This is a genomic window from Streptomyces sp. NPDC002730 (assembly GCF_042888805.1).
Lineage (GTDB): Bacteria > Actinomycetota > Actinomycetes > Streptomycetales > Streptomycetaceae > Streptomyces.
The window spans coordinates 75,412-95,561 of sequence record NZ_JBIAQG010000017.1; the positions used below are offsets into that span (position 1 = coordinate 75,412).

22 protein-coding genes and 5 pseudogenes are annotated in these 20,150 nt (G+C 67.0%); 14 read left to right on the forward strand and 13 right to left on the reverse strand.

Annotated features, from left to right (window positions below; all coding sequences use genetic code 11):
* The first annotated feature begins 187 nt into the window (after positions 1-187).
* On the forward strand, positions 188-676 hold the full coding sequence (locus ACFYXH_RS35825; RefSeq protein WP_389572135.1) for a hypothetical protein: 489 nt from the start codon (positions 188-190) through the stop codon (positions 674-676).
* A 106-nt stretch (positions 677-782) separates the two neighbouring features.
* On the opposite strand, the gene ACFYXH_RS35830 is transcribed toward ACFYXH_RS35825, so the two are convergent.
* Positions 783-1,595 (reverse strand): class I SAM-dependent methyltransferase, encoded by an 813-nt coding sequence (locus tag ACFYXH_RS35830; RefSeq protein WP_389572138.1) that lies wholly within the window; start codon positions 1,593-1,595, stop codon positions 783-785.
* A 212-nt stretch (positions 1,596-1,807) separates the two neighbouring features.
* Between ACFYXH_RS35830 and ACFYXH_RS35835 the strand changes: the two genes are divergently transcribed.
* From ACFYXH_RS35835 to ACFYXH_RS35875, 9 genes and pseudogenes are all read left to right on the forward strand, one after another.
* A complete protein-coding gene (locus tag ACFYXH_RS35835) occupies positions 1,808-2,335 on the forward strand; it encodes a hypothetical protein (protein WP_389572141.1) in 528 nt (175 codons plus the stop codon).
* 234 nt (positions 2,336-2,569) lie between these two features.
* Positions 2,570-3,799: an IS701 family transposase gene (locus ACFYXH_RS35840; protein ID WP_389572144.1), complete on the forward strand. Its 1,230-nt coding sequence runs from the start codon at positions 2,570-2,572 to the stop codon at positions 3,797-3,799.
* A gap of 459 nt (positions 3,800-4,258) precedes the next feature.
* Positions 4,259-4,472 (forward strand): annotated as a pseudogene (locus ACFYXH_RS35845) (DUF5926 family protein); the annotation flags it as partial.
* A 28-nt stretch (positions 4,473-4,500) separates the two neighbouring features.
* Complete coding sequence (locus ACFYXH_RS35850; RefSeq protein ID WP_389572504.1) at positions 4,501-4,674, forward strand: hypothetical protein; 174 nt, start codon at positions 4,501-4,503, stop codon at positions 4,672-4,674.
* 842 nt (positions 4,675-5,516) lie between these two features.
* Positions 5,517-6,269 (forward strand): class I SAM-dependent methyltransferase, encoded by a 753-nt coding sequence (locus tag ACFYXH_RS35855; RefSeq protein WP_389572146.1) that lies wholly within the window; start codon positions 5,517-5,519, stop codon positions 6,267-6,269.
* A 589-nt stretch (positions 6,270-6,858) separates the two neighbouring features.
* On the forward strand, positions 6,859-7,383 hold the full coding sequence (locus tag ACFYXH_RS35860) for a hypothetical protein (RefSeq protein WP_389572149.1): 525 nt from the start codon (positions 6,859-6,861) through the stop codon (positions 7,381-7,383).
* Between the two features lie 323 nt (positions 7,384-7,706).
* Entirely contained in the window at positions 7,707-7,835 is a 129-nt protein-coding gene (locus ACFYXH_RS35865) for a hypothetical protein (RefSeq protein WP_389572152.1), read from the forward strand.
* Positions 7,836-8,317: 482 nt separating this feature from the next.
* Positions 8,318-8,806, forward strand: a complete 489-nt coding sequence (locus ACFYXH_RS35870) for a hypothetical protein (protein ID WP_389572155.1) — start codon at positions 8,318-8,320, stop codon at positions 8,804-8,806.
* A 213-nt stretch (positions 8,807-9,019) separates the two neighbouring features.
* Positions 9,020-10,048: a phosphotransferase gene (locus tag ACFYXH_RS35875; RefSeq protein ID WP_389572158.1), complete on the forward strand. Its 1,029-nt coding sequence runs from the start codon at positions 9,020-9,022 to the stop codon at positions 10,046-10,048.
* Here ACFYXH_RS35875 and ACFYXH_RS35880 read toward each other — a convergent pair.
* Together ACFYXH_RS35880 and ACFYXH_RS35885 are read right to left on the reverse strand one after the other, a co-directional pair.
* Positions 9,992-10,672 (reverse strand): hypothetical protein, encoded by a 681-nt coding sequence (locus ACFYXH_RS35880; protein ID WP_389572162.1) that lies wholly within the window; start codon positions 10,670-10,672, stop codon positions 9,992-9,994. The two genes, ACFYXH_RS35875 and ACFYXH_RS35880, sit on opposite strands and share 57 nt — an antisense overlap.
* Before the next feature lie 548 nt (positions 10,673-11,220).
* On the reverse strand, positions 11,221-11,793 hold the full coding sequence (locus ACFYXH_RS35885; RefSeq protein WP_389572166.1) for a TetR/AcrR family transcriptional regulator: 573 nt from the start codon (positions 11,791-11,793) through the stop codon (positions 11,221-11,223).
* Between the two features lie 126 nt (positions 11,794-11,919).
* Here ACFYXH_RS35885 and ACFYXH_RS35890 point away from each other — a divergent pair, with 126 nt between their 5' ends.
* A complete protein-coding gene (locus tag ACFYXH_RS35890) occupies positions 11,920-12,360 on the forward strand; it encodes a nuclear transport factor 2 family protein (RefSeq protein WP_389572168.1) in 441 nt (146 codons plus the stop codon).
* Between the two features lie 184 nt (positions 12,361-12,544).
* Here ACFYXH_RS35890 and ACFYXH_RS35895 read toward each other — a convergent pair.
* The 6 genes and pseudogenes from ACFYXH_RS35895 to ACFYXH_RS35920 all read right to left on the reverse strand — a co-directional run.
* Positions 12,545-12,823: pseudogene (locus tag ACFYXH_RS35895) on the reverse strand (IS982 family transposase); the annotation flags it as partial.
* A gap of 59 nt (positions 12,824-12,882) precedes the next feature.
* Positions 12,883-13,041, reverse strand: coding sequence for a hypothetical protein (locus tag ACFYXH_RS35900; protein WP_389572170.1), 159 nt, complete (start codon positions 13,039-13,041; stop codon positions 12,883-12,885).
* 108 nt (positions 13,042-13,149) lie between these two features.
* Positions 13,150-13,566 (reverse strand): hypothetical protein, encoded by a 417-nt coding sequence (locus ACFYXH_RS35905; protein WP_389572173.1) that lies wholly within the window; start codon positions 13,564-13,566, stop codon positions 13,150-13,152.
* Positions 13,563-13,787 (reverse strand): hypothetical protein, encoded by a 225-nt coding sequence (locus ACFYXH_RS35910; RefSeq protein ID WP_389572176.1) that lies wholly within the window; start codon positions 13,785-13,787, stop codon positions 13,563-13,565. The genes ACFYXH_RS35905 and ACFYXH_RS35910 overlap by 4 nt, the downstream gene beginning before the upstream one ends.
* Positions 13,788-14,250: 463 nt before the next feature.
* Positions 14,251-14,700, reverse strand: a complete 450-nt coding sequence (locus ACFYXH_RS35915) for a hypothetical protein (RefSeq protein WP_389572179.1) — start codon at positions 14,698-14,700, stop codon at positions 14,251-14,253.
* A 10-nt stretch (positions 14,701-14,710) separates the two neighbouring features.
* Positions 14,711-15,142, reverse strand: a pseudogene (locus ACFYXH_RS35920) (GGDEF domain-containing protein); the annotation flags it as partial.
* A 247-nt stretch (positions 15,143-15,389) separates the two neighbouring features.
* Here ACFYXH_RS35920 and ACFYXH_RS35925 point away from each other — a divergent pair.
* Positions 15,390-16,103, forward strand: coding sequence for a leucine-rich repeat domain-containing protein (locus tag ACFYXH_RS35925; protein ID WP_389572181.1), 714 nt, complete (start codon positions 15,390-15,392; stop codon positions 16,101-16,103).
* A 154-nt stretch (positions 16,104-16,257) separates the two neighbouring features.
* On the opposite strand, the gene ACFYXH_RS35930 is transcribed toward ACFYXH_RS35925, so the two are convergent.
* Positions 16,258-16,476 (reverse strand): hypothetical protein, encoded by a 219-nt coding sequence (locus ACFYXH_RS35930; protein ID WP_389572527.1) that lies wholly within the window; start codon positions 16,474-16,476, stop codon positions 16,258-16,260.
* Positions 16,477-16,554: 78 nt separating this feature from the next.
* On the opposite strand from ACFYXH_RS35930, the pseudogene ACFYXH_RS35935 reads away from it, so the two are divergent.
* A pseudogene (locus tag ACFYXH_RS35935) lies at positions 16,555-16,686 on the forward strand (transposase); the annotation flags it as partial.
* A gap of 93 nt (positions 16,687-16,779) precedes the next feature.
* On the opposite strand, the gene ACFYXH_RS35940 reads toward ACFYXH_RS35935, so the two are convergent.
* Complete coding sequence (locus ACFYXH_RS35940) at positions 16,780-17,415, reverse strand: Fic family protein (protein ID WP_389572184.1); 636 nt, start codon at positions 17,413-17,415, stop codon at positions 16,780-16,782.
* Positions 17,405-18,127, reverse strand: a complete 723-nt coding sequence (locus ACFYXH_RS35945) for a hypothetical protein (protein WP_389572187.1) — start codon at positions 18,125-18,127, stop codon at positions 17,405-17,407. Before ACFYXH_RS35945 ends, ACFYXH_RS35940 begins: the two co-directional genes overlap by 11 nt.
* A 736-nt stretch (positions 18,128-18,863) precedes the next feature.
* On the opposite strand from ACFYXH_RS35945, the pseudogene ACFYXH_RS35950 reads away from it, so the two are divergent.
* A pseudogene (locus ACFYXH_RS35950) lies at positions 18,864-19,185 on the forward strand (transposase); the annotation flags it as partial.
* A 96-nt stretch (positions 19,186-19,281) separates the two neighbouring features.
* On the opposite strand, the gene ACFYXH_RS35955 reads toward ACFYXH_RS35950, so the two are convergent.
* Positions 19,282-20,133: an ROK family protein gene (locus ACFYXH_RS35955; protein WP_389572191.1), complete on the reverse strand. Its 852-nt coding sequence runs from the start codon at positions 20,131-20,133 to the stop codon at positions 19,282-19,284.
* Between the last annotated feature and the right edge of the window lie 17 nt (positions 20,134-20,150).

Here is a 20,150-nt window from a genome sequence, read left to right on the forward strand (position 1 = left end):
GATGGCCAGCTGTGGACGGTCCGCGAAAATGACGAGAAGCCTGTGTCAGTACATATCGACCTGGAGGGTGCTCTCTGGGCCGCTGAACAGGAACTGAGCACGTCACCAGGCGGGGGACTCCTCGAAGTTCACCATCCAGACCTTCGAAGGCCGTACCGAACGTCCTCAGCCCGAAACTCTGAGGGACGTGTTGGGCCAGATCCGCGAGGAGAAGAAGCAAGCCGACCGAGTAGCGAAGTCCCTCCACCAACTGTGGCCCGTCCTGGTTGCCTTGTCTGGTTCCGCTCTCAGCGGCGTGATCAGCAGTGAAGTCGCCGCTCAGAGGAGCTTTCTTGGGGTGTTCTTGGCGACGCTCGCCTGGTCTTCTGGGGTTGCCCTGTTCGTCTTCCTCTTCGAAGCGAAGCCGCTCGGGGATCTGGGCCTGCCCCAGCACGCCTTAATCGCTATCGGATGCCTCCTCGCTGGCGCCGCTGCGGCGGGGTGGATCGGCCACGGTATGTACAAGGCAGACATCCGCCGGGGTAGCTACGGAGAAACGCCCTGGGGCCTGCCTTTGGCACCTTTCGAGGCCGCGGTGCTCACCTTCGGCTGGCTTGGCACTGCCCTCGGTGCCGTGTGCGGCACCGTCGCCGGCACGTGGGCAGCCCGACTCTGGAAGGCTTCACAGAACGGGTGAGGTTGAAGTGCACGGCCCTGCGATCGTGGCAACGAATAGCTGGACGAGGAAGGCGCGATGATGTCGCGCTCCTACCCGAGCCATGGCCATGCTGGTCAGAGCCGCGTCATGCCTGGCCGTGCGCTATCAGGGCCGCGTGAGGCAACACCAGCGCGCCATCAGGGCCGGTGAACTCCGCACACAGCAGGTCAAAGTGTCCTTTGATCTCCGCGATGACCGGCTGAGTCTGACTCGTCACGATCTGCCCAATCGTCGCCACCCCGGCGGCCGGTCCGCTCCACCATGCCTCGCGCGTCGTCCGATGGTCCCAGACCAGGGTGTCGCAGGCAGTATTCAGCAGTCCGGCTTCGCCCAGCAGCGCGGCAAGTCCCTGCTCAGTGCGTGGGAAATCGTCCTCGGGAGCAAGAGGCGGCAGATGAGCGGGACGGACGACCCCCGCGGCTTGGACCGCCCTGCCGAGGAGGGCTTGCCCGGTGGCCGGGGGCACTGCCCAGATCGTGACCGCTATATGACCACCAGGACGCGTCACCCGGCGCAGCTCTTGCAGGGCTGTCCGAGGCCGTCCGACATGGTTGAGGACGAAGTTGCCGATCACGACATCAAACTCGTCGTCGGCGAACGGAAGTCGGGGCAGCGAGGCAAGCCGTACGTCGGCCTCCGGGACCGCCTGCGCGGCTCGGGCAACCATGTCCGGCTCGGCGTCCACTGCCGTGACCTTCGCCCCCCGCTCACTTGCGGCTGCCGCGACGGTGCCAGTGCCCGTTCCTACATCGAGGACCCGCGCTCCCTCTCGAACTCCGGCGGCACGGAGAAGGCCAGGTGCCGCATACGCACAGAGCTTGGCGAAACTCGCAGCATAGGCATCGGCCTGCCCTGCCCACGCCCGCCGCTCGGACTGATCAAACACCGTCTGCGTCATCTGTCTCCTCCCAGAACAACCACCACTGCTGCATTAACAGCACCGGTCTCCGACGCTAACGCAGTCCTGATCAACAACGGCCAGGGGATCAAAAGCACCTACTGTCGACGGTCACGTAATTCCCCACCAGCAACGTCACTTTCCCCGCCCAAACATTCGATGCGTTCCAAGCTCCCGCCCGGATTGTCAGAACGGAGCACCATCATTGGTCCATGGCCACACCTAGCTCCGTTCAGCGGCTCGCTGCCCACGTTCGATCTGTCCTCGGCAACGGCCCGTTCCACCTGCCTGATGGCTGGACGCACATGGGCACCGTCATCTGCGACACCAGCTTCCATGCGCGCCGTAAGTACAAGTCGACCATCCGGCCGCGGCTTGTCCAGCTCCAACCGGCATGGCCTGACGCCGCCACGGTCCGTGGCTTCCAGGCACGGCTCGCCACGGAAGACCTCGCCGTCGCCATGAACTTCAAAAGCCCCAGCAGGGTCGCGACAGCCCACGCCATCACCGATCTGCTGGCTGCCAGAGGTGTCGATTCCCGCGACGACCTCCACGCATGGCTCGACCACCGGGACAATCGTGCAGCCCTACGCGCGGTGAAGGGGGTGGGGCCGAAGAGCGTCGACTACATCGGCAACCTCGTCGGTCGATCGCAGGTCGCAGTGGACGTACACCTGCGGGCCTTCGCTGCGGATGCCGGTGTCGCGGGCCTCCGGTACGAGGAGCTGCGAGCCGTGTAGGAGGAGGCCGCCGCCGTCCTCGGGCACGAACCTGGCGGACTGGAACACGCCGTATGGCGGTTCAAGTCGCAGGCTGTGTAACCCACCGCGCCAGGCGAGCCGCTACTCGGCGCCGCTCAGCACACAACCCCGGACACTACGACTCCTCGAATGTTTGGGCGGGGAAAGTGACGTTGCGCCCGGTACTACAGGGGAGCTTCGTGTCGGCTGACCGTGTGACTCGTTGCCTACGGCGTGGAGACCGAGCGTGACATCGAGATGTGGACGGGCTGGTTCGAGGACTTCTTCGCGATGCTCGCGAGTCTGTTCGTGCGAGTGGAGCCACGGCTGACGGCGCGGGCCTACCTGAAGGCGTTGCTGGGGACGGTTGAGCGGAAGAACTCCTGGCAGATTGCCGCGTACGTCGGGCATGTGACGCCGGATCGGGTCAAGTGCCTGCTGCGCACGACGGTGTGGAGCGCGAACGGGCTGCGGGACCGGGTACGGGCGTTCGTCGTCGAGTACCTGGGCGACCCGGACGCCGTACTGGTGCTCGACGAGACGGCGTTTTTGAAGAAGGGCACCAAGTCGGCAGGCGTGGCCCCGCAGTACGCGGGGATTACCGGGCAGACCGAGAACTGCCAGGTCGCGGTCTTCCTGGCGTACGCCACCAGCTATGGGAGGGCCTTCATCGACTTCGCTCTGTACCTGGGCAAGAGCTGGGCGGGGGACATCGCACGCTGCAAGGAAGCCGGGGTGCCCGCCGAGCGCCGCAAGGCCGTGGTCACCAAGCCCGAGCTGGGCAGACGCCTGGTCGAGCGAGCCCGTACCGCCGGAGTCCCGTTCGCCTGGGTGGCCGCCGACAGCGTCTACGGGCAGGACCGCAAGCTTCGCGCCGGACTCGAACGGCACGGCAAGGGCTACGTGATGGCGGTGCCGTGCGATGAGACCGTCGACGCCGGCTGGATGGGCAGCATGCGCGTTGACCTGCTGGTCCCCAAGCTTCCGCTGGTCTTCGAGCGACGCTCGTGCGGGAACGGTGCCAAAGGCGAGCGGTACTACGACTGGGCGCTCGCAGAGGTTGCCTGGCCCTCGGACGCCGGATGCGCCCGCCCCGGCTGGCAGCACCTGCTGCTGGTACGCCGCTCCATCGCGGACCCCACCGAGCTGGCGTACTTCGCTGTGCACGCCCGCCCCGGCACCACCCTGACCGCATTGGTGCAGGTCGCCGGGTTGCGCTGGAGCATCGAAGATTGTTTTGAGACCGCGAAGTCGGACTGCGGTCTGGACCAGTACGAGGTCCGCAAGTGGGAGCCGTGGCACCGTCACATCGCCCTGGCCATCGCCGCGTTCGCGTTCGTGTCGATCAGCGCCACCCGCACCGCACGCATGAGCCAGCCCCACGAGGCCGCCGGGCAACCGGACCTCGACGTCCCCGCCATAGCCTGGCCGCCGCTGGCCGTGCACCCGTCCTTGAACGCCTGATCGACTACACGGCCGAGGAAATCCGACGACTGCTCCACCAGACCGTCTGGCACGTCCAGCACGCCCCCGCGATCATCGTCGCCCAGTCCCTGTGGCGCAGAACCCACCAGACGATTGCAAAACGGATCCACTACCGGCAACGACGACAACGCGCTCTCGAAGCACCCCTGTAGTACCGGGCAGGACAGTCGCCCTCGCCGCCCCGCATCCAACGGGAGTGAGGCCCGCGGCGGCTTCCCACATGACAACCGGCATCAGAGGCATTTTTAGGCCCACTTTGATCTGCCCTCACTCGTGATCCAGGCACAAGCTACCTCGCACTTTGTGGAGTCTGGCGGTTCCCGGTTCAGATGAGCTGTAGCTTTTGCGGCGCTTGAGCGGTACGGACCGTCTTGGAAATCGGGCGGAATGAGCGCCTCTCGCTCTCCGAAAGTGGCTGGAATGATTCAAGGGTTCCCATTCGAGTTCTGGGCCCGGACTCAGAGAACGCCACTCGATAGATGGCCGCCTCCCTGGAGCGAACCGACGCCGCGGCCATCCTTGACCGTGCGGCTGACAGGCGTGGACGCCGCGTACTGGTGCGAGAGGTAGGAGAAGAGCTACCTGCGCTGGGTCATGCCGCACCCCGATGAGCAGCTTCTGGACGCCCTCGCACGACTGCCCGCCGCAGGCCGTCGGTGACCCTCGCGACCGTACTGCCGATGGCGTGGCCCGCGCTGCGCCGCGACGACGGCTCCGTGCTGCTCCGCCTGCAGAACGACACTCCGTCCGGCGACCTCAGCCCCGGTCGAACCTCGGAGAAGACACCTGCCCGGTGGCGTCCTTCAGCGCCCGACACCCTTACAACTCGGGCGCGTTCACACCCGTACGAGTGAGGACTCGACCGCGTCGTCCACCACAGCCTCATCGTGCCGGTCTGGGACCTGCCCTGCCGAGTGGGGTGGGCGCGGAGGAAGTGGAAAAGCCGGCCAACGAGTTCGCCGAGCAGCTAGCAAAAGCTGGCCTCGGATGCACTGCTGGCCGCCGACGAGCGTCGTGCGCGGCGGCATGACCAACCGCCCAGGTCACGCTCAGCTGACTTCGCAGCGGAGAGATCCGGTTCAGCTGCCGACGAGTCAGCCGCATCGCTGCACGCATGCGAGTGCTACCGATCACAACTCCCGCCCGGAGCAGGGAAATTGCTGTCCGAATACCCGAGATCGAATTTGCGAACAGCCGATCTCTTGGGAAGGTACCCCTGTGTCCATGCAATGAATACCAATAAGAAGCCCGTCGGTTCGAGCGGCCTGGACAGCTTCGACTCGCCCCGACGGGCACCGAAGATCACCAAAGGAAAGGTGATGCATCGTGACTCCTGACGGTACCGCGCGAAAGAAAGAGCAGCACAACTCGAAGTCCCACTGGGGTGTGGTTCTGGCCGCAGTCTCCGCTACCGCTAACCTCTTCCGGCTACTGCGGGAGGTCCTGATCCATCACTGAGACTGGGCTCTCCCGGGCCGGCAGCGCATGGCCCGGGGCCGCCTGGGCTTCGGACCGTTCGGCCGGGGGCAGTGTCGGTGTCAAGCTCTCCGTCACATGCTCCGACATCGGAAGAGTTATGGGTGACCGTAGGTGCCTACTTCCGCTGCTCTGTCTCCCAGCGCGATCTCACCGCCGTTGTTCGCGGGCACTGGGACAATGATCGAATGCCTGTGACCACTACGCCGGAGCAGCCTCGATGACAGCGCGTCGGCCGCTCTCGGACCACGAGTTGGAGCAATCCGCCGTGGTCGCCAACAACACCATGAACCGTGAACGCGGCCTGGCCGGCGTCAACAGCTACGCCCGCGAGCTCGGCTTCGATCCGATCCACCATCTTCTGGCCCAGTCCGCGGCGCCGTCCTGGCTCGACGTCTGCAGCGGAGAGGGCCGTGCCCTGCGGGAGGCAGCTGCAAGGCTGCCGGACACCTCCGTCCTGACCGGCATCGATCTGGTGGGTCCGCTCGCGCCGAGCACGCTGCCCCCAGCAGTGGAGCTCGTCACCGCCTCCGTCGCGACGTGGACCGCACCGCAGGTGTATGACCTGATCACGTGTGTCCACGGGCTGCACTACGTGGGCGACCAGCTGGGCCTGCTCGCCCGGGCAGCGTCCTGGCTCACTCCCCAGGGACTGCTCATTGCCCACCTCGACCCGGACTCGATCCGGTGTGCCGACGGCAGATCAGCCAGCCGTCCCGCGCTGGCGGCACTGCGCGCGGCAGGGTTCACCTACAGCGCGCGCCATCACCGACTCACCCTCCGCGGCCCGCGGAGGGTCCATCTGCCCTGGAGCTATCTCGGCGCAGATCCACACGCCGGCCCCAACTACACCGGACAGCCCGCCGTCGCCTCGTACTACCAACCGGCCATGCCGGGGCAGGGCGGCATCAAGCCCAGTAGCGTTTCGGTTGGGGGCCCGTGTCATCAGCCTGGTGGCGGCCGCGGCGCGTGATCGAGCCCTTCCATGTGGATCCCATTCGTCGTAGATCTTTAGCGTTGACGTCGTGCGATGCAACGCCGTCCACCAGGAGTGGCGGGAAAGGATCTTCAAGTTCGCGGGAAATGATCTCCAGGCACTCGACGTAGTCCCTGATCAGGGCTTTTCGTCGGTTGCCCTCATCCGCACCTACCCCTTCAGCCTGCCCGACGGCGCTGTCCCGTCTCAATGAACCTTGCCCGGTCTCACCGAAGTTTGACCGCCCACTTGCTGGTCAGCCAGCCGCGAATGGCCGCCGAGCGTTGAGTCTGTGCGCCGGACGATTGAGCGTCACTGTGGTGGCGTCTGCTCGCGACGAAGGGGTGTCCGGGTCGTGTGATGGATGCCGTGCGAGGCGGCTCAGTTGTGCTTGCGTTGATCCCGCGCGTGTGGCTTGATCTTCCGGGCGTGATGACATGTCTTTGGACCCCAACGGCGCGTCGGGACGGGAGGGTTGCGGGGATTGGCCTTTAGGCCAGTTCTCTCCAGCCGCGAAATAGGCTCGAACCGGGCCGACGGCACCTCCCAGGCGCGGCTTGGACTGCACGATACGAGGGAAACAGATATGCGGACACAGCGGATGGCAGCCACCGCCGCGGTACTGGTGGCGTTGGCGACGGTGAGTGCCTGCCAGAGCGGCGGCTCCGGCGGGGCAGGAGCGGGCGGCGGAGGCTCCAAGGATTCGGCCCTTCCGAGCGCGGGCACCATGGCAGAGATCGAGGCGTTCGTCGCCCAGCGCACCACGTGCAGGGATCTGCACCTGAAGGCGGAAGACCCCGAGGCGGAGTCGGTCGGCTCTGAGTGGGGCGTCAAGGAGCGCGGCATCTGCTGGGATGCCAAAGGAATGGGCATCACGCTCCTCTCCGTCGACAACATGAAGCAGTTCCAGACCAGGGCCAAGCAGCGCGGTGGCGGCTACTTCATGGGCAAGGACTTCGCCATCCGCCAGGGGAGAAGCGCGGTCGAGGAAGGGCTCAAGGGGTCGGGGCTCCTCTACCTCTCGTGCAAGGCCGACGCCGCCATTCCCAGCGGTTACAAGAAGGAGCCGTCTCTCGTGGACGGGTGCGTACTGACGGACCACTTCGGCTGATACACGGCGAGGCCGACGGGATGCTGCACAGAAGCAGCATCCCGTCGGACTCGCCCGCTCATTTGGAGGTCAGCGCGGTAGGCCCTCGCCCGGGCATCCGACTGCACGGAGCCTGCCTGGGCATCCGCGGCTGGCTGACCAGCAAGGCGGTCAAACTTCGGTGAGACCGGGCAAGGTTCATACGGGACAGGCGCCCCGAGGTTCCCTGCCCTACGACGCGGGGCATCTCGTGCCCGAAGCAGTGCACATCAAGTTCAGCCGCTACCCGGGAAAGACGAAATGCCACGCCGAAGCACGCGGGCTCGGCAAATGGAGGGACCGCGATGGACAACTCACGGACCGCCTGCCTGGAAGAGGCCAACTTCCCCGGCAGGATCCACTGGACCCTGAACTGGCTCATCGAACTGATTCAGCGCTCCTGCCCCGTTCGCTGGCAGCTCGCGCAGCAGTGATCGACGCGGGCGCCCGGACGCCGGGCAACGTTGCTCTCATCGGATACGACTCGATCGCTGAAAATGCTTCTGGTCTCTTCGACGCTCAGGCGTCGAAGAGACCAGAGTTGGTAGAGGGGGCAGGATTTGAACCATGCGACCGCCCGCGTGACCGCAATTATCCCGGCGGCACCTCGTGCTGTGGTGACGGCCCCATGCAACGTGCGAAGTGGACACGGTGACCGCTGTCCTGTTGGAGCGGGCACCGTAACTGTATGACGCAGCATCGCCAGGAGCGCGATGGCCGGGGCCAGCCGGGGGATAGGGGGCCAAGAGGGCCCCTACCGCCAGAAGATCGAGCACCACAACTTCCACCCTACCCCCGGCGGCCGGCCCCGCGCCAAGAGCCCACGACTCGGGGGAATCCGCCCGGACGGTGCGCCAGGGCTGGCGGGTACGGGAAACTGCTGCCGTACCGAACAGCACGTCGTGATCGGGGTTCGATGAGCACTCAGTTGGATCCGTTCGGAGTTCTGACCGAGGAGGCCGAATTTTTCGATGTCCCGAACGGTGATCTGGATGAGTACCTGCCGCCGTTCGCGGCCGGGCTGTTGATGGTGGCCGGCCGCGCACTGGCGCAGCTCACGTACTGGGACGCGGACCGGTGGGCCGACCGGACGCTGGACCGCGCGGACGCCACCACCCGGGGCACGGTGCTCGCGCTGATGCCGCCCGAGTGCGACAGCCAGGATCGAGCCTTCAGGATGCGGGCCGCGCGGGCGTTTTGGGACCTCGCCGAGGACCTGGCGTCCGGCCGTGCCCCGCTACCCCGCTGCGCGGCCGAAACCTGGGCGCTCGAAGTGATGCTGCAGCAGGCGCCGAAGATGTGCGCGGCCCTGGACGCGGAGCTGCGCGCCTGGGGCGTGGCGATCCCTGACGGGGACGCGGACAGCTACTACGGCCAGGATTTTGAGGAACAGCTGGCTTCGTAGGTGAGAACGGAGAGCGATTGTTGATGGGGGCTGGCACCGGTTCTTGATCGAGCTGTCCAGGAATGTTGATGAGAAGTGGCAGCACCCCGGGGAGGCAGTCCCAGCTGTCTGCCCGCTCTCCCTGCGGGGTGGCGGTCCTCGGCGGCGTGAAGCAGGACGGCCAGTTGTGCGCAGTAGCCGCACGCCCATTCGGCCGCGTGGAAGGATGAGCCCATGTGGTTGCGACTGCCATTCGGGGACGAATTACGGGCCGAGCTGGGATCGCCCAGGCGCGCTCGCAGACTGGGCAGCAGCCCTCGCTCGTGCGTGTGGCGCGTCGAGTTGCCAGAGGCAACGGCAGTGGTGAAGCAGATCGTCGACGGTCCTGATGCCGACGAGCGATACGCCCGCGAGGTGGCGGCCCTGCGGCTCGCCTCCCGAACTAAAACTCCCGTGGTGCCCGCGTTGCTGGCCACCGATCCCGGCAAGCGGGTCTTGGTGCTGGAGCATCTGGATCACCGACGCCCGGCCAGCGACTGGATCGTCGACTATGCAACCGCGTTGGCACGGCTGCATGCCACCGCCCGCCCGGAGGACGTTGGGGTACTTCCCCGGTGGCAGGGCCCGAACCAGGCCGATGTCGAGTCTTTCCTGCGGCTGGCCGGGGCTCTGGAGGTTCCTGTCACCTCTGACGTGTCCGGCGAACTCAATGACCTCGTGAACCGGCTCGACCAGGCATCTGGGCATGCCCTTCTCCACGGGGATCCCTGTCCCGGTAACGACCTCCACACCGCCACGGGGATCAGATTCATTGACTTCGAGCAAGCGTCACTGGGCAGTGGCTTGATGGAGCTCGCCTACCTGCGCATCGGTTTTCCGACCTGCTGGTGTGTCACTTCAGCGTCGGAGCCGCTGCTGGAACGGGCGGAGAGCGCATACCGCAACGAGTGGCGCACCCTGACCGGCTCCGAAACACAAGGCGGGCTCGCTGACGCGTGCGCCGGCTGGCTGCTCCGCGGCGACGCGCTGGTTGAGCGTGCACGCCGCGAAAGCACTGATCACCTGGCCCTGATTCCGCACCGGGACTGGACGTGGGGCACCGCGACCGCCCGACAACGGCTCGTCCACCGGCTCGGGGTCGTTGGCCAGATGACAGCCGGCCACACCTCTCTTAGCGGCGTGAGCCGCCTCAGCACCGCTATGCGCCTACGAATGCTTGCTCGCTGGCCCGCGCTTCAGCCCGTCCCAGCAAAGCGACCATAGCGGTCGGCTGACACCCAGAATCGTCGACGATTCACTGGCATGCCGACCTATCTCGTGCCCGGAGGCGGTTTGGTCAGGCGATGGCTTGTTGTTCGGCGCGGGCGCGAGTTGTGGCGAGGCGGTAGGAGTCGGTGCCAGTCTCAGGTAGCAGGTCACCCGCACGGTGCCCCGGATGAACACCTTCGCCTCGCTGCTTCCCACCGGCGCGCCATTCCTTGTCCAGGTGGAGGTCATGCGGATGCCGGTGCATACGGCGAAGCGTGATTTCACGTAGAACTTCTCGCCGCCAGGCCGGTCGATCTTCGCCTGACACTCGGCGAGCGAGATCGACCGGGCCGGAGCGGGATATGAGACCGCGGCGGGCGCTGCGGTCCGCACGCGAGGAACAACCGGAGTCGCCGCGGCCGAGGCTGTTACGGCGCGCGGTGCGTAGCTGGCCACGGGGCCCACCGTTTCCAGCGCCGTCATCCCGCCGCCCACCAGTTCGGCCTTCTCACCGAGTGCTCTTATGGCGTTGGCCGTGAGCGACCCATCCGGTGTGGCGATGCCGAGGGGCAGGACATAGGACACCCGTTCAAGGTCACCGTGTTCGTCGGCTGACGCCGCTGGCGTCATCGCGGCCATCAGGACTGCTGTCGCGGCCAACGCCCCGTCACGCAGCCGCCGCGTACTCATACTCAATGTGCCCCCCCATGTTTGTGTGGCCCCACCTATCAGCGGGTCAGGCTGATCAAGGCCAGTTCCGGAGAAGCCTCACACCCCAAATAGGAACGCACGAACGAATTTTGGGACATGACGGAAACTGGATGCCCTCCCGTCCGATGTCCTCGCCAACACTCAGGCGCGTCACGCGCGACGTAGCCTCGATCACCGTCATCGCAGGACTGGCGTGCAGGCTGCACTCCCAAATTGGGGGAGTCGCGTGTTCGTCCCCGTATCCATCAGGTCACGAACGATGGGGAGTTGACGCTGCGGCGACCCCAGAACGCAAAAAGGCCCCGCACTCCCAGGAGATCCGGCAGTGCGGGGGCTTCGTTGTGGACGCTGGGGGGCTGAAGCCTCCCCGTGGCTAGACGATTGATTCCAAGGGGTCAGTCGGGTGTCGCCGATGCTCGCGATGGCGGTCGGTAGTCCGTTCGGCAACTTCCGTGGGAGGTTTGTACACCTTCGATTCAGCGCGGCCGCAGCCCGTCGAAGACGACCTCGAAGATCCGCTCCCGGGGCGCCGGATCCGCTCCGAGCTGTTCCATCGCCCTGCCGACGCCGGCCAGGAGGGCGATGAACTCAGGCAGGCCCAGCTCCGGGCGGACCGCCCCCGCCTGTTGCGCCCCGGTCAGCAGATCGGCCAGCCGAGCCTGGATCTCCATGGTCGGCTCCTGCAGGGACGCGTGTACGTTCACCCCGGCGGCAGCAAGAGCCTGGGCGAACTCGTTCTTGCCCGCGGACTGTTCCACCATCAGGCGGAAGCAGGCGAAGAAGGCTTCGGCGGGCCCGGTCTCGGCGGCCAGCTGCGCGGTCTGGGCTGCCATTGTCTCCAGTCTGCGCATCATCACTGCCTCCAGCAGTGCCTCCTTGGTCGGGAAATGCCTAAAGAGCGTGCCGACTCCGACTCCGGCGGTTCGGGCGATCTCCTCGGTCGGCACGCTGATGCCGCGGGTGGTGAATACCTCCGTGGCGACATCCAGCAGCCTGGCCCGGTTGCGGGCCGCGTCCGCCCGCAGCGGGCGCTCCTGAGCGCCACCCATCCCTCTCCCACCTTTCGCCGTCGACGGCAGAACCGCCCTGGACAACCGGAGTCTCCAGTCCGTATCGTGAAAACGGAGTCGCTAGTCCGATTCTAGCCGTGGATCCGATCCCACTGGAGGTTGGTCATGTCCGAAACGCTGTCACCGCGCGAGGTCTTCCAGAAGCTGATCGAGGGCATCAGCGCGGGGCGGTTCACGGAGCTGGCCGAGCTCTATGCCGAGGACGCCGTAGTGGAGACCGTGTTCGAGCCGGTCGGTCCGCGCCGGTTCGAGGGGCGGGCCGCACTCAAGGAGCGGTTCGCGCAAGTCTCCGCAAGTTCGCCCGTGGAGCTGGCCCCGGCGAACGTGGTCGTCCGGGAAACCGACGACCCGGAGGTGGTCGTCGCCGAGTTCGACTACCACGTGCACCACCAGTTGACCGGACGGACCTTCGAGGCCTCCAACATCCAGGTGCTGCGGGTCCGCGACGGCCTGATCGTCAGCAGCCGGGACTACCACGACCACCTTGCCCTCATCGTGGCAGGCGGCAACCTGCCTCAGCTGGTGGCGGCGCTGGAAGGCAAGTAGCACGAGTGCGGTGCTCAAGGCCGGCCGGGGCCCCGAGATCCCGGCCCTCATCGCGTTTCCGGCGGCGGCTCATTGCTTGGCGAGCATGCGGTCATGACCTCGATGATCTGCTGGTCCGTCACGTCCAGCAGCCGACTCGTGCTGGAGTGAGGCCGGCCGGACCGTCGTCGAGCCGGGGCTGCCGGAGGCCTGCTGACTTGCACAGGCGCTTGTTGTAGCCACTCTGTTGCGGCATGTACGGGAACAGCTGCCGCAGATGCAAGCGGGCATACCGCAGCCAGCGGGCCTCGCCGGGAAAGCCAAGGAGGGCCTGCAGCACGGCGAGTGTGGTCAGCTCGGCATCGCTGAGCCGCGGGGATATCCCAACCCTCGGTCGCCAGGGGGCGAGCTGCGGCGACGCCTTCAGAAGGTCATCGGTCTTCACGTAGAGCGCGGTAGCGAGCGTGTCCAAGTCACTCGTCACACACTGATCTTGGGTACCACTCGCCTTTGCTCACGCAGCTACCCCTTGGAATCAATCATCTAGAGCAGCTTGCCGTCGTAGGACGGCCGGAGGCAGCGGGCCGCGACCTGTTCGGCGCTGTCGGTGCTGTGCCGGGCGAGTACGGCGAGCGCGTGATCGGCCCAGGAAGCCAGCAGCTGGTAGCGGTAGTCAGTGTTGGGTGTGGTGAGCGGGGGCATCCGGGGCGGCCGGGCTCGTGGCCGGCGGCCGCCCCGGGCCGGAAAGGACGAAGCGGCCCACCTGTGAGGGCGGGCCGCTTCATGGTGGTGGCCGTCTTCGGCCGGTGTTCAGCGGGCAGATGCGTCCATGCGCAGCTCGGCCAGCGCGATGCCAACCGAGGCACAGGAACCGGAGCAGAACGAGCGGGGCGGCATCGTGGAGCCCTGGACGTGGACGCGGACCCAGCCGCGGCGCTGGATCGTGCGTCCGGCGCATTCCTGGCTGCAGCCCTCGGTGGGGCATTCGCCGGGCGGGAGGATCGGGCGTCCGGGGCGGGTTCCGGTGCCGCTGGTGACGTACTGGCCGCCCGCCCCCTGCCTCTGCTTCTGGCTGCGCTGCTGGACCGGCTTGCTGGCGCGCTGCGCCTCTCGTACGGCAGCCAGGCAGCCGCAGGCTTCGGTCGCGGGGACCTTGCGGTAGGTGTGCTGGCGGTAGCCGCGCATGCTGCCGTGGTCGATGCCTTCTTCTTGTCCGATGACGCTCACCGCGCCACCTCCTGTGAGTTGTGGGTGAGGGGGCGGAGCACGAGGCAGTCGCCGTCGATGGTGATGTGGGTGTGGGCGCCGTCTCCTGCCTGGTCGGCTCGCTGCTGTCCGGCGCGGCTCGCGTTGTAGTTCGTGGTGGACACCGAGTCCAGGACGTCGGCCGGGCGGCCGGCGCACTGACGGCAGGACGAGAGCTGCGTGGTGCGGAGGGCGGTGGTCACGACGCGCGCTCCTTCTCGGGCCGCGCCCAGCACCACTGATCGAGCTGGTAGGTGGCGAGCGCGCACAGCGGGATCCGGTGGCGCTGCCCGGCTCGTCTTCAACGGTCAACTGGTCGGTGTCCCGGCGGATGATGAGCAGCAGTGCCGGGACGGGTTCGGTGATCTCGGGGCGCAGGACCCAAGCCTGGCCCGGGTCGGCGAGCAGGAACGGATCGCCGTCGAGGACGCCTTCACAGACCAGCCGGAAGGCGACAGGTTCCGGGAGCAGGTCGTCGGCGATGAACTCGCGGACCAGAGCACCGAAGAACTGGGCGGCAAGCTCGGGGCCGATGAGTCGGTCGAGGCGGAGTTCGGGGGAGTGCATGGTGAGGCTCCTTGGGCGTGCGAGGGTGGAGTGCCCCGGGGTGCCCGGCTGGCCACCTGGCTGGTGACGGAACGGATCACCTCGGGGTACGCCAGGCGGTCATGGCGTGGGCGGGCCCAGGTGCTGGAGCTGGAGCAGAACCTGGTCCACGAGGTCCTGCGTCGGCTTCCACGGTCCGAGCGCGCCGTCGGCCGGAACGGGGAGAGCGAGCTCCTGGACGTCGGCCAGGACCAGGCGATGTGCGCCGGCCTGAGCCCAGGGGCTGCACAGCTCGGAGCCGGTGTCCTGTCTGTGGCAGTCGGTGAGGCGGGCGACGCCGATGACCGCACCGCGGTGCAGCTCGCGGCCGCGGATCGTGCGGGCGACCAGCGAGTCACGCAGCACGGTGCGCTCCAGCTTTCCCCCGGCGTGCAGAAGGACCCACCCCCGCCAACTCCAGGGCCTCGGCCTGTTCTCCACGGTCTTCCCGGCAAGGACGCAGGCCGCCCAGGGCTGGCGGACTGTGATGCCGCGGATCCAGTCGCCGCCCTCGAGTTCGGCGGCGCTCACGCGGCACGCGTCAGCGTGTGCGTCCCGGGACGTCCGCACGGCGGCCGTTGATGGTCGGGGTCTCCAGATCCTCAATCTCGGCCCACCCGTAGTCCCCCTTGTGCTTGGTCCGGTACATCGAGACGTCCGCGCCCCGGAGCAGGGTCGGCAGGGCGCTGGTGCCCAGGTAGCCCGGAGCGGCGGGCCCGACCGACGCGGCGATGGTGATGGGCCCGGCGTCGGTGAGGACCGGTTCGCGCAGTACACCCATGAGTTGGTCCAGGCGCTCTTCGATCGCGTCCACGTTGTGGCTGTCCACTCGGGTGGCGACGGCGAACTCGTCACCACCCAGCCGTCCCACGACCCCGTGGGGTTCGGCCCACCGTGCCAGTCGCTCGCCGGTCGCGGCGAGCGCCATGTCGCCGGTCGCGTGGCCGTGTTCGTCGTTCAGGCCCTTGAAGTGATCGAGGTCGGAAACGCGCGGGTTCGCGGATTCCGGTAGTGGTGAGACAACGAACCCGGTCGCCTGCCCACCGTTGGAGGCGGCGTTGGGAGTGGGTTCGACTTGCCATTAAGCGCTGTGCCAGCCAGATGAAGATCCGTATCGTGGCCCCATGGTGGATGAGGGAGAACCGAGACTCTTTGTGAACCGGTGGGGCGACACATCGGACCCGGCATCTGTAGGACGCGGTTCCTACCGGGATGTGTGCGTGTGCTTCGACCAGGCCAAGCCGCATCCGCGAGTTCGTGTCGGTTTCCACGCCGAGCTCCAGGACACCTCGGCCGCTGGGTGGCAACGTCTGCTGGAGTTGATCGACGAGGCTGCGGACGACGGTCGGGAGGAGTTCCGTCCTCTGGTCGAACTCAGCGCCGAGGAACGGCGGCAGGTCATCACCCTGCCGCCGAGCATCGCCAAACTGACGGCGGTCAAGCACTTCGTGCTCTACGGCAGCAACTTGGTCCGAATACCTCCCGAGATCGGTGCAATGAGCAGCCTGGAGGAGTTCACTCCCTACACCTCATATCGGCTGCACTGGTTCCCCTACGAGATCACCCGATGCTCCAAACTGGTCCGGAGCACGGTAAGCACCCGTGCACTGTTCGGGAACTACAAGCTCCGTCCTCCCTTCCCCCGACTCCAGCCCTCGCAGGACTCCGTTGCTGATCTCGACCTGACACAGCTTGATGCCCGGCGCTGGGGAACCACGGTCATTCGCGGGTGCAGTGTCTGCGATCGGCCGATCGAGCAGGGCGGGCTCCACCAAGTGTGGATCTCTCTGCGGGTGGCCACCGATGTCCTGCCTTTCTTGGTCAATGCCTGCTCGGCAGCTTGCGTTTCTGCCCTTCCCTCCGGCGCCGAGGACTACGTGCAGCTGCCGCACACAGGCGGCAGGGTCAAGCAGCCACCGTCCGACTGGGACTGATCTCGTTCATGTGCGCGCCGGCGTAGTGGCGCACGGCTCCGCCGCTGTCGGAGTACTCGTCGAAGTGTCCAGCCGCGTACACGCGAACATGCTCACTGCCTCGTACACGACGACTGTGCCGGGGTCACCCAGCCATCAGTTGACCGGCGGTAACCTACGGCTTTGGCGGTACGGCCGATGCGGGCAGGGCAAGGACGCGCGAGAGAGCGGCGATGACGGGGGTGAAGTGGTCGGGCAGGTACTGAGACACCCAGTCAGCGGACAGTGCAAGGAAGTTGGTCAGGTCATGCTCGGCACCGTCGAGCATGTGGCGGAGCTCGGTGACGGACAGCTCGATCACCGGGCTGTCGCTCTGCTCGGCGTCGACGGTCAAACGAACGGTGTCGGCCGGTTCAGCCGAGTACGGCTGCCTTGGCGGGGGCACCGATCGAGGCGACGCCCGCCGCCAGGCCTGCGCCGGACTCCTCCACTGCTGGAACCGCTGCTGCCCACTCCGGCCTGCGAGACCCCCGGCAGCGGCCGGCCGGAGAAACACCCCCGTCGCGAGATCGTCAACGCGATCCGCTACGTCGTTGACACCGGTGTCGGCGTACACACCAACGTGTTCAGCCGCGTACGGATGTATCTGCCCGCATCCCGGCAAAGCTGATCAAGAGCCTGATGGGAGGCTGGGCTCTCAGTGACGGGCGCTGGTGGCCCGGCGATGGGTCGAGCGGATGAGGACGCAGACCAGGGCAGCCAGATCTGCTGCGCCAGCGGGGTCGTCCGCGTAACGCGTGGTCTGCAAGGGGCCGGTCTGATCCAGCCGAACTCCCTCCAGCTCCAGGACGTAGGCGAGGGTGAGCATGGCGAGCCGGGCGTTGCCATCCGGGAAGGGGTGAAAGAAGGCCACGTCCAGGTAGGCCCTGGCCGCGCGGGAGGCCAGGGGGACTCGCAGGTCGGCGCTCTCGCGCAGACAGTCCTGAAAGTTCCGCTGGGTGTGCGGCGTAAGTGCGTAGCGTTCCCGGCCGCCCTTGGCGAAGGCCTCACCTTGTCGGAAAGGAACCTCAGGCATGCCAAGGACAAGCCGCTGCCATTCGGCCAGAAGACCGCATGTGAGGGGGCGCTCAAGGGAAGCGTCTGCGCGCGACCGAGCCAGCGCCGCGAGCAGTCGGTAGCCTCGATCCGGGCTTGAGGAACGGCCCCCCGCCACGCACCAGGTGGCGAGGCCGTCCACGGTCGCCTTGACCGGGGCCGGCGCCTCGCCGACCGCGGACGTCCAGTCGATCTGGTTCCTGATACGGCACCAGGCGGCCAGGGCATCAGCGGTCACGGTAAGGCCGCTCTCCGGTCAGACCTACGGCAAGATCCTCTCCCACGGAGTCGACCAGGGTCCGTGACGGCACCGTCCAGCTCTTGAACCGCCCACCTATCGCGGTCTCGACCGCGTCCTTCGCGCCTTCCGGCCCCATGCCCGTGGAAGAGAGGAACCACGTCAGCACCGTGTGGCAGAGCCCGTACCAGCCGCATTCGGCTGCCGTGCGGTCCATGACCACGGTCACCAGTCGGGTAGCCGCCCGTTCCAGGTGCCAGCTGCGGTCCTCGGCGTCCGCTCCGGCGGGCGGTGCCAGCTGCTCGAAACGCTCGGCCAGCTCCTCCAGCCAGTGGCGCCACTCCAACAGCGACGCGACCGCGTTGGCCGCGGTCGCGGTGGGCTCGCCCACCGAATGGGAGGTGCAGCACCAACTGGTGACGACGCCACCCCCACCGCCCTCGCCGACCGCCCAATGCCATCCGCAGGTCCACCGGCCGTATCGGGCTGCCAGAAGCGCCGTGACATCGGTGGTGAAGCGATGTTTCTCTTCCCACCCGGCATCGGCAGGAGGTGCCATCGAGGCGATCACGGTGGCGATCTCAGATGCCTCCTCTTCGTCCCAGACGAAGGCAATGAGGCCGGGATCGACGGCGGACCACGGCAACCAGGCCGGAGCGAGCTCGTAATTGATGGCCGTGGTGTTCCTCCAGAACCGGGCAGGGCAGGACAACTGAGCGATCGTGCCAAAGACTCGGAGCTTTGTCACACAAGTTTCCGACGCTGCCGATCTACTGCCAGAGCACACAGTGTGACGCTGGGGGCCATCTGCTCCGCGCGTGCGGTGGCAGTCGGCCGCGCACGTTCACCTGTACGCGGCTGAGCACTTCGAGAAGTACGCCGACAACCGGCTGCAAATGGCGGGTCCTGCCCGCCGACTACCCGCTCTGGCGGACCGTCTGGGGGTTCATGGCCCGCTGCGCGGCAGCCGGCCAGATCCGCGACCAGCTCGCCGGACGGATCCGCCGCGAGATAGGCAAAGGGCCCCGCGCGGTCGCCACCGTCATCGACCTGTTGACTGCACTACTGGAAGCATCTTCCCAGTTCACGGGACAGGTGGAGTGTGGTGCCGCTACGGTCCCGGGCCATGTCCAGAGACGACTATGGTGGACAGGACTTGGCCACGGTGAAGGTCGCGGCGGTGGGGACGCTGCGAGCCACCGGCGACCCGTGGGAGCCCTACCAGCTGGTTGATCCTGCTGGGGAGCTCGTGTGTCCCGTCGCGGCGTACTTCAAGGACCTGCAAGCGGTCGGCCGTCCCGCAACGACTCAGCGGTCGTACGGGATGGACTTGCTGCGGTGGTTTCGGTTCCTGTGGGCGATCGAGGTTCCCTGGAACCAGGCGACTCGGGTCGAAGCTCGTGACTTCGCCCGGCGCCTGCAGTTGATCGACAAGCCCGTACCGGGAGGTCACCCCGGCCGATGTGCACGACTCCGCCGCGGCGAAGGAAGTCCTCTTCCGCCTCCGGCTGATGCACCCCGAGATCACCATCGTCTGGGCCGACTCCGCCTACGCGGGCAAGCTCGTGACCTGGGCCAAATGGCACCCTAACCTCACGATCAAGACCGTCAGCCGCCCCAAGGACAGCTCCGGGTTCGTCGTCCTGCCCCGCCGCTGGGTCGTCGAACGGTCCCTGGCCTGGATCATGCACGCCCGTCGGCAGGCGAGAGACTACGAACGTCTCGTCCAGCACTCCGAGACCCTGATCATTTGGGCCGCCATCACCCCTCATGACCAGGCGCACTTCCGCACCAGCCCGTCCCTGACCTCACCGTTGCACGTCTCGCCAGCCGGGGCGGAGCGGACCGTGGAGACGAAGTACCTGCCTATACGTACTGTCGGGCCCAAGCCGGATCATCAGCCATCGCTGTTGCCAGCCGGATGGCGCCGCGGGCGACGACCAACTCCGGGTTCTCAATCCGGGTGACCATGCAGGTCTCCCACAACTCGGGGAGCGTGTGCTCTTGCGCTGTTCTCAGCGCGGCGTCCCAGTAACCCTGGTAGCCGAGCGTGCCGCCTGCGACTCGAACGACGTCCGGGTTCAGGATGTTGATCAGTGAGGCGAGCGCCAGCCCGAACGCCTCGCCCGCCGCGTGCACCACGGCCTGCACATGGTGGTCCCCGCCGGTGAGCGCGGCACGGATCACGGCAGGTGACATTCCTGCAGCACGCACGATGGCACCGCCGCCGGCCAGTTCGTCGAGGCGGCGCACACCCTGTGGTGTGGTCATGGGCAGACTGCCGATCTCGCCAGCCCAGCCGCATGCGCCGCGGACGACCCGTCCCTCGGACAGGTACGCCGAACCCACGGCGGTCCCGCACACAACCACAGCGGCGGTCGCGGAGCGTGAGAGCGTGGCGGTCTCCTGCGCGAGCGCACCTCTGATGTCGTTGACCAGGAGCGAGGGAACGGCGTGGTTGCCCAAGCCGACCCACCCAGCGAGCTGCGGCAGTACGTCGGAGACCCTGACCTGGCCGCTCTCCACCAGTCCGGGAACCGCGATTCCCAGCACTGTCGGCTCCAGCCGGTGGTCTGCAAGGAACTTCTCGACAGCCTTCTCCAGCTCGCTGGGGGTGGTCTCGGGCCCGGTCTCCACCCGATGGGTGATCGCATCGCCACCCAGCTCCCGCCCCTCGGCAAGCATCAGCGCCTTCGTCCCGCCGACATCGACACCCACCGCCGCACGCCGCAATG